The following is a 12,875-nucleotide window of genomic DNA, read 5'->3' as shown; positions in this document are numbered from 1 at the left end:
GGTGCGGTAAGAAAATGTTGGCGCTTCTCTATCGGAAGTGCCAACAGAGAGTCCAAAGGCGTTACCGAGTGTCTAGGGTTCAAGAATGTACGTCACTTTCCGAGGCGCGACAGTGCTCGACCGAGTAGAAAGAAGGTTGCTGCTAACAGAACGAGATCCTTGAGAAGGAATTGTCCTGGAAGTACCGATAGCGCTGGGGCTCCACCTAGCGAGACTTCCCAGACCGGTGCGGTGATCAAGAAGCTGCTCGTGAGCAGAAAGGTAAACGTTGCGGCAGCAGCGCCTATCACGGCCACCCTTGCCGACCAGGTGCCGGCGATTAATGCAGCCGCGGTAGCGATCTCGATGAAGCCGATAAGATTCGACGTCGCCTGCAACGACAACACGCCATATAACCAAGCCGTGAATGGGCTACTCGCGACCAACCCTTCGGTTGCGCCGGCCTCATAGCCGGTAAACTTCATGGCGCCAATCCAGCTCAGCACCACGACGATGCTATAGCGCATCAGGGTTTCACCCAGGGTTGTCAGGCGTACGCTCAAGGCGGACGCAGTGGCAGAACGGTTCGGGTTGATTGTCTGAGTGTTCATGGTGGTTTCCTTGGGCTGACGTCGCTGGCAGCCACGGTTTGGATTTATCGGTCCCGTTGCACATAAACCGCTTCGGGATGCAGCTGTTTGCTTCACCACGTGTATAATAATTCGGGGTTGACAAAAAAATGCATCAAATAACGCTATTTTTATGACATATAAATCGGAAAACGATTTGCTGTCCGGCATCCTCGATAGCGTACAGCTCGAAGCCGAAGTATTTGCCTATGACGACTACTGCGGTGCCTGGCAGCTGGATACCGCCGGCGGGCAAAAGGCCTCGTTCCACCTGGTTGGACGTGGACACTGCTGGCTGCAGCTGGGAAATGATCGAGCACCGGTGCCATTACAGGCGGGCGATCTGGTGCTGATACCGCTCGGGCGCTGGCATTTGATCACGCCGGATCGCGATCCGAGCGTCGGCAGCGATACCTCGACCACGGTGCTCTGCGGCTATTTCGACTTTGGCGAACGTCGGTATAACCCGATTCTGGACGCGCTACCCGACTACGTGCTGGTCCCGAGTGAGCAGGAAGCCGAAACAGACACGCTCGGGCTTTGCGCGCGACTGTTGCTGACAGAAGCTCGCGGCCGTGCCCCGGGTCGGCAACTGATGCTGAACCGGCTGGCGGAATCATTGTTCGTCACTATCCTGCGGCAAGTGCTGGGTCAAGCCGAGAACCCACGGGGTCTGTTGGCCGCGCTGCAGGACGCACGTCTGTCACGAGCGCTTGCAGCGGTGCATCGAGATCCGAGCCAGGCTTGGAGCATTGCGCGCATGGCCGCCGAGGCGGCGATGTCGCGAACGACGTTCAGCACGACATTTCACGATATCGTGGGTATGCCCCCAATGCGTTATTTGATGGCGCTGCGCATGCACCGCGCCAAACGCCTGCTACAGGAGTCCGGCGCGAGCGTGGCGGAAGTCGCCGCAGCCTGTGGCTACGATGAACCCACCTCGTTTCGGCGCGCCTTCAGCCGCTTTTTTGGCATGGGGCCTGGTGCGGTTCGCCGTGGGCGAGCGACGATCAAGAGCGATGTCACATAGCTCAGTGGCGCACATGACGAGCGATGGCCAGGCATGAGCACAAAAAAGCGGGCCACCCCCTGGGTGGCCCGCTTCAGCCGCTATATTGCCTGGACTATCAGTAGTAGGCGTTGGTGGTATCCGAATGGTCCGTCACATCGCGAATACCGGCCAGCTCGGGAATGCGTTCAAGCAGTGTTCTTTCCACCCCTTCCTTGAGCGTCAGATCGACGGCGGCGCAGCCCTGACAACCGCCACCGAACTGCAGGACGGCGATGTTCTCTTCCGCCAACTGGATCAGGCGAATCTCGCCACCGTGGGCCGCCAGGCCCGGGTTGATCTCGCTGTAGAGGATGTAGTTGACGCGATCTTCCAGCGGGCTGTCCGCATTGACCTTGGGCATCTTGGCATTGGGCGCCTTGATGGTCAGCTGGCCGCCCATGCGATCCGCATTGAAGTCGACGACCGCTTCTTCGAGGAACGGCAGGCTATTCTTGTCGAGGAATACCGTGATCTTTTCGAGAGTCAGTTTCTCGTCACTAGGCTCTTCTTCGCCAGGACGACAATAGGCGAGGCAGGTCTCCGCATAGGGCGTGCCCGGCTGAGTGATGAAGATGCGTACCGCAATGCCTTCGACATTCTGCTTCGATAGCAGCTCTGCAAGATAGTCTTGTGCGCTGTCGGTAATCTGGATGTTCTCGCTCATGGAATCGACTCATCATGAAAGTTCTGACTCCAATGGTAAGAAAAATCCCCTCACAACACAATCCCGAGTGAAATACTTGGTTATAGCCTGGTGCCCCGCCCTATGCGCTTTCTGCTAAGATATTCAGACAATTTCTAACATCTTTTAGACTGTGATGCGCCCGGATAACGCGCACGCATATCCCCGAACGCTGGAGACTGACGCTAACCATGGCCGCTGCTACTTCTCATGCTATTCCCGCCGCTCTAAGAAACGCCTTATCGAATCGCATTCTGATCCTGGATGGCGGTATGGGCACCATGCTACAAAACGCCCGCTTGAGCGAGGAGGAGTTTCGCGGCGAGCGGTTTGCCGATTGGCCATCGCAGCTGCAGGGCAATAACGACCTGCTGGCGCTGACCCAGCCCGAACTGGTGCGACGCATTCACCGCGATTACCTCGAAGCCGGCGCGGATATCATCGAGACCAACACCTTCAACAGCACGCGCCTGTCCCAGTCCGATTACGGCATGGAAGAGCTGGTAGTCGAACTCAATCGCGAGTCCGCCCGCCTGGCGCGTCAGGTATGCGACGAGGTCGGTGAAGAGACCGGCGTGCCGCGCTACGTGGCCGGTGTGCTCGGCCCTACTAGTCGCACCGCCTCGCTTTCGCCGGACGTCAACGACCCGTCCAAGCGCAATGTCACCTTCGATGCGCTAAGAGAGAATTACTATGAAGCCGCTACCGCCCTGATCGAGGGGGGGGCCGACTTCATCATGATCGAGACCATCTTCGACACCCTGAACGCCAAGGCGGCGATCTACGCCCTCGAAGAGCTGTTCGATGAACGCGGCCAGCGCCTGCCGGTGATGATCTCCGGCACCATCACCGACGCCTCGGGCCGCACCCTGTCGGGCCAGACCACCGAGGCGTTCTGGAATTCGGTGCGTCATGCCCAACCCTTCTCCGTGGGTTTGAACTGCGCCTTGGGGGCAGCGGAGTTGCGCCCCTACCTGGAAGAGCTTTCCAGCAAGGCCGACACCCTGGTTTCCGCACACCCCAACGCGGGGCTGCCCAACGAATTCGGTGAGTACGACCAAGACCCCGAAGAGATGGCGGTCATCATTCGCGAATTCGCCGAAAGCGGCTTATGCAATATCATCGGCGGCTGCTGCGGCACCACCCCGGAGCATATCGGCGCGATTCGCGATGCGGTCGATGGCATTGCGCCACGCCGGATTCCCGAACGATCCAAAGCCTGTCGCCTGTCGGGACTCGAGCCCTTCAACATCGAGGCCGACGCGCTGTTCGTCAACGTCGGCGAGCGCACTAACGTCACGGGCTCCGCCCGCTTCAAGCGCTTGATCAAGGAAGAAGATTTCACCACCGCCCTGGAAGTCGCCCTGGAGCAGGTGGAGAACGGTGCCCAGGTGATCGACATCAACATGGACGAGGGCATGCTCGACTCCCAGGAGGCGATGGTGCACTTCCTGCACCTGGTCGCCTCGGAGCCGGATATTTCCCGCGTGCCGATCATGATCGACTCCTCGAAGTGGGAGATCATCGAGGCTGGGCTCAAGTGCGTCCAGGGCAAGGCGGTGGTCAATTCGATCTCGCTGAAGGAAGGCGAAGACGCTTTCCGGGAACAGGCCCGCGCCTGCCGGCGTTTTGGCGCCGCCATCGTGGTCATGGCCTTCGACGAAGACGGCCAGGCAGACAGCCTGACACGCAAGACAGAGATCTGCGAGCGGGCCTATCGCCTGCTGGTGGATGATATCGGCTTTCCCGCCGAGGACATCATCTTCGATCCCAATATCTTCGCCATTGCCACCGGTATCGAGGAGCACAACAATTACGCCGTCGATTTCATCGAAGCCTGTCGATGGATTCGCGAGAATCTGCCTCACGCCATGCTCTCCGGCGGCGTCTCCAACGTCTCCTTCTCGTTTCGCGGCAACAACACCGTGCGCGAGGCGATCCACTCCGTCTTCCTCTATCATGCGATCAAAGCCGGGCTGACCATGGGCATCGTCAATGCCGGTCAGTTGGCAGTCTATGACGACCTGCCCAAGGAGCTGCGTGACGCAGTGGAGGACGTGGTACTCAATCGTAGGGAAGACGGTACAGAGCGGCTGCTGGACCTTGCGGAACGCTACAAGAGTGAGGCCGGAAATGGCCCCAAGAAGGAAGATCTCGAATGGCGTGGCTGGGAGGTCGAAAAGCGCATTGAGCACGCCCTGGTCAAGGGTATTACCGCCTATATAGAAGAAGACACCGAACTCGCGCGACAGCGTGTGCCGCGTCCCATCGAAGTCATCGAAGGTCCGCTGATGGACGGCATGAACGTGGTCGGCGACCTGTTCGGCGACGGCAAGATGTTCCTGCCTCAAGTGGTCAAGTCTGCCCGGGTCATGAAGCAGGCGGTCGCTTATCTCCTCCCCTTCATTGAAGCCGAAAAGAATGAGGACACCCAGACCAAGGGCAAGATCGTCATGGCCACGGTCAAAGGGGATGTTCACGATATCGGCAAGAACATCGTCGGCGTGGTTCTGCAGTGCAACAACTACGATGTCGTCGATCTGGGCGTCATGGTACCGGCAGAGAAAATCCTGCAGACCGCCAAGGACGAAAAGGCTGACATCATAGGTCTATCAGGATTGATCACCCCATCCCTGGACGAGATGGTGCATGTGGCCAAGGAGATGCAGCGTCAAGGGTTTGAACTACCGCTGCTGATCGGCGGCGCCACGACATCCAAGGCCCACACAGCGGTCAAGATCGATCAGCAATATGAACAGCCAGTGATCTATGTCACCGATGCGTCTCGCGCGGTGGGTGTGGCCAGCCGTTTGCTCTCGCCTGAGCACAAGCCGGCCTATGTCGCCGACATTCATGCCGAGTATGAAAAGGTGCGCGAACGCAATGCCAAGCGCCGGCCCAAGGCGGCGGATCTTTCCTACGCCGAGGCTCGTAAACGTCGTTTTCAGCCAGATTGGCAGGCGTATACACCCCCGGCGCCGACCCTTACAGGCCTCAAGGTGTTCGAGCACTACGATCTCGAGGAGCTGGTCGAATTCATCGATTGGACGCCGTTTTTCCTGAGCTGGCAGCTGAGTGGCAAATACCCCAAGATCCTCGACGACGAGGTGGTCGGCGAAGCGGCCCGCAACCTGTTCGACGATGCCCAGACCATGTTGCGCAAGTTGGTTGATGAGAAGCACATCAACGCGCGAGGCGTGATCGGCCTGTGGCCGGCCAATAGCGTCGATGACGATGTCATCGAGGTGTATGCGGACGACTCCCGGGAGACGGTCGTCGAGCATCTGCACCATATTCGTCAGCAGATGACCAAGAACCGGGACGGCATCTGTTACAGCCTGGCGGATTTCATCGCGCCAAAAGAATCCGGCAAGCCAGACTGGATTGGCGGCTTCGCGGTGACCACCGGCCACGGTGCCGACGAGCTGGCAAAACAATACGAGGCCGCCGGCGACGACTACAACGCCATCATGGTCAAGGCCCTGGCCGACCGTCTCGCCGAAGCCTTTGCTGAATGCATCCATCAGCGAGTGCGCAAAGAATATTGGGGCTACGTGCCGGAGGAAAGCCTCGACAACAACGCCATGATCGCCGAAAAATACCAGGGCATCCGCCCTGCTCCCGGTTATCCGGCCTGTCCGGATCATACCGAGAAGGCGACGCTGTTCCGCTTGCTGGATGCCACCGACAATACCGGCATGATCCTCACCGATAGCTTCGCCATGTGGCCGGCAGCGGCGGTGTCGGGTTGGTACTTCGCGCACCCCGAGTCGAAGTACTTCTCCACCGGCAAGATCACCCGCGATCAGGTCGAGGCGCTGGCCGAGCGCAAGAGAATGCCGCTGAGCGAACTCGAGCGCTGGTTGTCACCAGTGCTCTCCTACGACCCGGAATGATTCCAGATACGTCGCGACGCCAGACCATCCTCAAGCTGGCCTTGCCGATCATTGGCGCCATGCTCACCCAGAGCCTGATCAACCTGATCGACGCCGCCCTGGTCGGGTCGCTGGGGAAGACGGCCCTGGCGGGTGTCGGTATTGGCGGTTACACGATGTTCATGGTCACGGCGCTGGTGTTCGGCCTCTCTTCCGGCGTACAGGCCCAGACCGCACGCCGCCACGGCGAGGAGGACATCACCCGGCGTGCCCTGGCATTGAATGCCGGTCTAATGATCGCCTTGGCCGTGGCACTTCCTATTACTCTGCTTTGCCTATGGCAAGCGCAGTGGTTATTGGGGTTGATCAATCAGCAACAAGCAATACAGAACGTGGGCGTCGAGTACTTCCGCTGGCGCGTTGTATCCCTGGTGCCGGTGGCCATGATGCTGTGCTTTCGCGGTTACTGGAACGGCATCCAACAGACCGGCATCTATCTGCGCATCATCCTGATCATGCATGGAGTCAACATACTGGCGAGTATTGGCCTGATATTCGGGATCGCCGGTCTGCCCGAGATGGGCGCTGCCGGCGCTGGGGCCGGTACGACCCTTGCAATGTTCACAGGCGTTGTATTCTGGGCCCGTCATACGGGACTTCGCGCACGTATGAGCGGCTATCTGCAGCAACTGCCGGATTGGAATATCTTGATGACGACGTTGCGCCTGGCGTCTCCCCACTCCTTTCAACAATGGTGGTTTGCTGCGGGCTATGCGGTGCTGTTCTGGATCCTGAGCCAGATCGATACTGCCAGCGTGGCGGTCGGTCATGTGCTGGTCAATCTATCACTGCTGCTGATTCTGCCGGGTGTGGGATTGGGGCTTGCCGCCATGAGCCTGGTGGGCCAGGCGCTGGGGCGTGAGACGCCGGAAGATGCTCATCGCTGGGGCTGGGATGTGGTGCGTATCGCCTGGACGTGTCTCGCACTACTGGCGCTGCCCATGCTATTGCTCCCCGACGCCGTGCTCGCGCTGTTTCTGCACGACCCAGCATTGATTGCTCTGGGGCGCCTGCCTCTGCAGCTCACGGCGCTGATGATCGTCCTCGATGCCGCCGCCCTGGTCCTCGCTCAGGCCCTACTCGGCGCTGGCGCCAACCGCACCGTGATGAGTGTCACGCTGTGCATGCAGTGGCTGATTTTTCTGCCCTTAGCCTGGTGGATCGGCGTGGGGCTTGGCTATGGGCTGATCGGCATCTGGTGGGTGCAGCTGGGTTATCGCTGCCTGAATTCACTATGGTTTGCGCTTATCTGGCAACGCCGACGCTGGCAATGGCTGGCGATCTGATGCCAGCGTCGACGTCTCATACGCCGACTGCCGATATCGGTGGGTTGCCCGTCAGCCCAAGTCCGGCTTTCACCTCGTCCGCGTTGCTGGCAACTCCGATGAAGTTGTTCATGGCGGCATAGTACTGCCCCACGTGATCGCTCAAGAGGCGACCAATGTGCACACCATTTTCTTGCGTATTAGAGGCCAATTCGGCAAGCACGGCGACCCAGGTGGTCACGATCACCCCTGCCGCCGCCAAGCGTTGTGTCGTCACCTGCGTGATCAGCGGGTTGAAATCGGCACAGGCATCGATCACCACATAGGTCTCATAGCCATCGCGCAGCGCCGAGATGGCTGGGAAGGCGGCACACACCTCGGTGGCCAACCCCGAGATTACCAGCTTCTTGCGCCCCGTCTCTTCCACCGCCTTACGGGAAGCATCGTCTTTCCAGAAGTTGACAAAGGGACGATCGATCACTTCGACCTCCGGAAAAAGCGCTTTCAACTCCGGCATCGTCGGCCCGTTAGGCCCATCGGGCCAGCTGGTCCCCATGATCACCGGAATATTGAAGGCCTTGGCCGTGCGCGCGTGACCAATAATGTTGTTCTTGAGTTGCAATGGATCGATGGATGGCAAGAACTGCAGCAGACCCGATTGGTGATCTACCATCAGGAAAACGCAGTTGTCCTTGTTCAAGTCAGAACTGGGGATACTCATCTTTGCCCACCTCGCTAGGCGCCCAACGGCCGCTATTCGATTCGAAACCCACCCGTGCCCGGCCCAACATAACCGCTTGGCGAGACCGGCTGAGAGAAGTATTGACAACCCAGATAAGCGAAACAAGCGAGCAAAACGGATCGGTACGTTGTCAGAAATGAAATGATCATCAACGACCTGACCGATGCCCGTATCCTCGCGGAGTTGCGCAATCGACTGAGCTTCGTGGATACCGCAAGAGCACTCAAGTTGCCTGCGGCGACGCTGAGCCGGCGCGTTGCGGGCATGGAGCAACGCGCCGGACTGCGCCTTTTTGAGAGGAGTTCGCGGGTCGTGCGTATCACCGAGGCGGGCTTGGTGGCGGCCAATCATGCGCTACAACTGCTCAGTGAAGCCGAGACGGTCGACCTTCGCCTTGATAACCTACGTGATAAACCCAGCGGTACGATTCGGATCAGTGCACCCGTCATCTTCGGCCAGGCGATTTTCGGCTCGGTGGTCACCGACTTCTTGAATCGCTATCCCGATTGCGATCTCGACATCGCGCTGTCCGACCGACGTGTCGATCTCGTCGAGGAAAACGTCGATGTGGTCGTTCGCATTGGCCCACCCGAGAACGACGATCTCATTGCCAGATCCTTGGGCACCGCCCATGCCGGCCTTTATCAATCCGCTCTTGCCGTCAACGAACAATCCATGCCCACCACTGTCGATGGGTTGCGTGACTTTCGGCTGGGATTACTGCATGCAGGTTTTGGTCAGACACCTGAGCTAGGTCTTACCTCGGAGACAGGAGAAGGTCGTAAGGTTGCCATAACGCCCAAACTGGTCTGCATGAATCCCTGGCTACTCAAGGCGGCAGCCCTCTCGAGCGACATGATCGTGGTGCTACCGGATATCGTTGCCCAGGCCGATGTCGATGAAGGTCGACTTCAACGGGTGCTCCCTCGATGGTTCGCTCGCCGCGTGCCCGTTCATCTGGCCTTCACATCGCGACGGCTGATGCGCCCGGCGGTGCGCGCCTTCGTGGATTATGCCGTCAGTGTCATACCCGCAGAACTGTTAAGGGCAAGAAAGTAAGCATGCTGCAGCAGTATAAAAAAGCGCCCGCATCCTTCCGTATGCGGGCGCTTGCATTGCGTGATATGCGCAACGATCGTAACGATCGAGGCGCAGATCAGTCGACGATCATCACCGACTTGACGTTGACGAACTCCTTCATGCCGAAGCCGCCGTGCTCACGGCCGTAGCCGCTGTCCTTGACGCCGCCGAAGGGCAGCTGCGGCTGGGCCAGACGATAGCCGTTGATGTTGACCATGCCGGTATCGAACAGGTTGCGCGCGATATCGATGGCGTGTTTCTCGTCCTTGGAGAAGATGCCGCCGCCCAGGCCGTAGCGCGAGTCGTTGGCCACGCGAATGGCTTCGTCCTCGTCCTTCACCCGAATCAAGGACGCCACCGGACCGAACAGCTCTTCGTCATAGGCGGGCATGCCGGGCTTCAAGTCTTCCAGCACGGTGCTGGGGTAGAAATAGCCCGGACCATCCGGAATCTCGCCCCCGAACACGCACGTGGCACCGGCATCGATGGAGCGCTTGACCAGATCGTGCAGGGTGTCGCGCAGATCGTCCCGAGCGATCGGGCCGAGCATGGTGTTCTCGTCGGTCGGATCGCCGTATTCGATCTGGCGCATCTTCTCGACGAACTTGTCGCGGAACTGCTGATAGACGGAATCCACCACGATGAAGCGCTTGGCGGCCACGCAGGTTTCGCCATTGTTATAGATGCGGCCTTGGGCACAGGTCTCCGCTGCCAGATCGATGTCCGCGTCGTCGAGCACCAGGAAGGCATCGTTGCTGCCCAGTTCCAGCACGGACTTCTTCAGGCACTCGCCGGCCTTGGCTGCCACGGCGCTGCCCGCCCGCGGGCTACCGGTGAGGGTCACGCCGCGCACGTATTCGTGCTCGATGAGCTGATTGACCTGATCCGCGTCGATGAGCAGATTGCGGAACACGTTCTCCGGCAAGCCGGCTTCCAGGAAGACCTTTTCGATCTCTACCGCCGATCCCCAGACGTTAGGCGCGTGCTTCAACAGCACGGTGTTGCCCGCCATGATATTGGCGATGCTGTAGCGAACCACCTGATAGAACGGGAAATTCCAGGGCTGAATACCCAGGATCACGCCGATCGGCTGATAGCTGACCAGCGCACGGCCGCCTTCGAGTTCGCGCTCCTCGTCGGCCAACTCCTTGGGCGCGGTATCAGCGCTGTATTCGCAGATCGCGGCGCATAGCTCGATCTCGTCACCGCCCTGGGAAATCGGCTTGCCCATTTCCCGGGTCATGAGCGCAGCGTATTCATCCTTTTTCGCTCGCAGGCGCCTGGCGATCTCACGCAGGATATTCCCGCGCTCCTCGAGGCTAGTCTTTCGCCATTCAAGAAAGGCCTCGTGTGAGTCACGAACGGCCTGCAGCGCCTGCTCGTCGCTGAGCAGCTCATAGGTGGCGATGGTCTCGCCGGTAGCCGGATTGATGGTTTGATGTGTCTTCGCCATGTCGTTCATCCTTTTGCAACAGTCCATGTGACCCGCGATGGACAAGCGTCAATACAGGCCTTGTCTCACTGAACGGCCTAATTTCTAATCAATCGACCGTCAGGCTAGGCTATATTCTTGATATCACGCAAATGCAATCTAGTTAAAAGTGATATGCATTCTGCTGATATCTTTGCGTCATATCCTTCAGAGCCTGGATTTTTAATAACCTTAAGATCAAATGGAATGCTTATTTATTCTTTCACAGAATATCTATGGCAATGTATGGTCGTGCCCATTACATAAGCTCTTTATGCCCTGACCAAGCGCGCTTACAGAACGGATATGCCCGTATGTATCGGTACGACACCTATGACCAGACCCTCGTCGACGAACGCGTGATTCAGTTCCGCGACCAGATGGAGCGTTATCTGGCCGGTCGCTTGAGCGAGACCGAATTTCTTCCCCTACGTCTTCAAAACGGTCTGTATATTCAGCGCCATGCGCCCATGCTGCGTATCGCCATCCCCTACGGCATGCTGTCCAGCCGACAATTACGAACACTAGCCGATATTACTCGACGTTACGATCGCGGCTACGGGCATTTCACTACCCGTCAGAACCTGCAGCTCAACTGGCCCAAGCTGGAAGACATTCCGGATATTCTGGCGGAACTTGCCCAGGTGCAGATGCACGCCATCCAGACCAGCGGCAACTGCATTCGCAATACCACCACGGATCAATTCGCCGGCATTGCCGGTGATGAGGTGGAAGACCCGCGCCCTTGGTGTGAATTGATCCGCCAATGGTCGACTCTTCATCCGGAATTCGCCTATCTGCCGCGCAAGTTCAAGATCGCCGTGACAGGGGCAGATCACGATCGTGCCGCCATTCAGGTGCATGATATCGGGCTGTGCCTATGGCATAACGATGCGGGTGAGCTGCGTGTTCGTGTGCTGGCGGGCGGCGGCATGGGCCGCACCCCCATGCTGGGTGACGTCGTCTGTGATGACCTGCCCTGGCAGCATCTGCTGACCTATCTCGAGGCCTGCGTTCGCGTCTACAACCAGTTCGGTCGTCGTGACAACAAGTTCAAGGCGCGCATCAAGATCCTCGTCAAGGCCCTGGGCATTGATGAGTATCGACGGCGTGTCGAGAAAGAGTGGGCGCATCTCAAAGATGGTCCTCAGACCCTCAATCAGGCGGCAATCGAGAGTGCGCGGGCTCACTTTCCTGAGCCGCAGCGCCGGGCAGTCAGCGAAGCCGCCCTCGCCGCTTACGAACAGTTGCGCCAGAACGATCGCGCTTTCGCCCGCTTCGTAACCAATAACGTCACCGACCATATCGTGTCCGGCTATAAAGCCGTCACCCTATCCCTCAAGCGTCGTGAGCATGCGCCGGGAGATGTGACCACCGATCAGATGGAGGCGGTGGCGGACCTGGCGGATGCCTTCAGCTTTGGCGAGCTGCGCGTGACTCATCAGCAGAATCTGGTGCTTTCCGATGTGCCGGTGGATGAGATCGAGGTGCTGTGGCATAAGCTGCAGGACCTGGGTATGGCCAACCCTACCGTCGGCACCCTGAACGATATCATCTGCTGCCCGGGCGGCGACTATTGCGGTCTGGCCAACGCAGTATCCATCCCCGTCGCCCAGGCGATTCAGGAGCGCTTCGACGATCTGGACTATCTCTACGATCTGGGCCCGCTGGACCTGAATATTTCCGGCTGCATGAATGCGTGTGGCCACCACCATGTCGGCAACATCGGCATTCTCGGCGTCGACAAGAAAGGAGAGGAGTACTACCAGATATCTCTGGGCGGCAACTCCTACAACGACGCCTCCCTGGGCAAGATATTGGGCCCCTCTTTCTTCCGTGAGGATGTGCCAAGCGTTATCGACAAGGTATTGAAAGTCTATGTGCAGCAGCGTCATGAGGATGAGCGCTTCCTGGACACCTATCCCGGATATTGCATCGGGCATGAAAAAAGCGGCTGAAAATCGGTTATAATTCAAGCTCCTACACCAGAATCAACCGCATCAGCCGCCATGACAAAATGTACCATGCCCACCGCCTCCTT

At 58.7% G+C, this 12,875-nt stretch carries 9 protein-coding genes; 5 read left to right on the top strand and 4 right to left on the bottom strand.

Features of this window, described 5'->3' with window-relative positions; all coding sequences use genetic code 11:
• Positions 1-92 precede the first annotated feature (92 nt).
• Positions 93-590: a YkgB family protein gene (locus ACPF7Z_RS03360; RefSeq protein WP_425191753.1), complete on the bottom strand. Its 498-nt coding sequence runs from the start codon at positions 588-590 to the stop codon at positions 93-95.
• A 151-nt stretch (positions 591-741) separates the two neighbouring features.
• Between ACPF7Z_RS03360 and ACPF7Z_RS03355 the strand changes: the two genes are divergently transcribed.
• Positions 742-1,638: a cupin domain-containing protein gene (locus ACPF7Z_RS03355; RefSeq protein ID WP_425191752.1), complete on the top strand. Its 897-nt coding sequence runs from the start codon at positions 742-744 to the stop codon at positions 1,636-1,638.
• A gap of 97 nt (positions 1,639-1,735) precedes the next feature.
• Here ACPF7Z_RS03355 and nfuA read toward each other — a convergent pair whose 3' ends face one another.
• Positions 1,736-2,323: a Fe-S biogenesis protein NfuA gene (nfuA, locus tag ACPF7Z_RS03350; RefSeq protein WP_425191751.1), complete on the bottom strand. Its 588-nt coding sequence runs from the start codon at positions 2,321-2,323 to the stop codon at positions 1,736-1,738.
• Between the two features lie 209 nt (positions 2,324-2,532).
• Here nfuA and metH point away from each other — a divergent pair, with 209 nt between their 5' ends.
• Together metH and ACPF7Z_RS03340 are read left to right on the top strand one after the other, a co-directional pair.
• Positions 2,533-6,237, top strand: a complete 3,705-nt coding sequence (gene metH / locus ACPF7Z_RS03345; protein ID WP_425191750.1) for a methionine synthase — start codon at positions 2,533-2,535, stop codon at positions 6,235-6,237.
• Positions 6,234-7,562, top strand: coding sequence for an MATE family efflux transporter (locus ACPF7Z_RS03340; RefSeq protein WP_425191749.1), 1,329 nt, complete (start codon positions 6,234-6,236; stop codon positions 7,560-7,562). Before metH ends, ACPF7Z_RS03340 begins: the two co-directional genes overlap by 4 nt.
• Positions 7,563-7,578: 16 nt before the next feature.
• Here the strand turns inward: ACPF7Z_RS03340 and ACPF7Z_RS03335 are convergent, their stop codons facing one another.
• Entirely contained in the window at positions 7,579-8,262 is a 684-nt protein-coding gene (locus ACPF7Z_RS03335) for an isochorismatase family protein (RefSeq protein WP_425191748.1), read from the bottom strand.
• A gap of 162 nt (positions 8,263-8,424) precedes the next feature.
• Between ACPF7Z_RS03335 and ACPF7Z_RS03330 the strand changes: the two genes are divergently transcribed.
• On the top strand, positions 8,425-9,342 hold the full coding sequence (locus tag ACPF7Z_RS03330; protein WP_425191747.1) for a LysR substrate-binding domain-containing protein: 918 nt from the start codon (positions 8,425-8,427) through the stop codon (positions 9,340-9,342).
• Between the two features lie 97 nt (positions 9,343-9,439).
• Here the strand turns inward: ACPF7Z_RS03330 and ACPF7Z_RS03325 are convergent, their stop codons facing one another.
• Positions 9,440-10,816, bottom strand: coding sequence for an NAD-dependent succinate-semialdehyde dehydrogenase (locus ACPF7Z_RS03325; RefSeq protein ID WP_425191746.1), 1,377 nt, complete (start codon positions 10,814-10,816; stop codon positions 9,440-9,442).
• Positions 10,817-11,148: 332 nt separating this feature from the next.
• On the opposite strand from ACPF7Z_RS03325, the gene ACPF7Z_RS03320 reads away from it, so the two are divergent.
• Entirely contained in the window at positions 11,149-12,792 is a 1,644-nt protein-coding gene (locus ACPF7Z_RS03320) for a nitrite/sulfite reductase (RefSeq protein WP_425191745.1), read from the top strand.
• Positions 12,793-12,875: the final 83 nt, after the last annotated feature.

It is taken from the genome of Halomonas sp. GXIMD04776 (genome assembly GCF_049808615.1).
Taxonomy (GTDB): Bacteria; Pseudomonadota; Gammaproteobacteria; order Pseudomonadales; family Halomonadaceae; genus Modicisalibacter.
The sequence above is the reverse complement of the archived record's forward strand: the minus strand, read 5'-3'. Positions and strand labels throughout refer to the sequence as shown.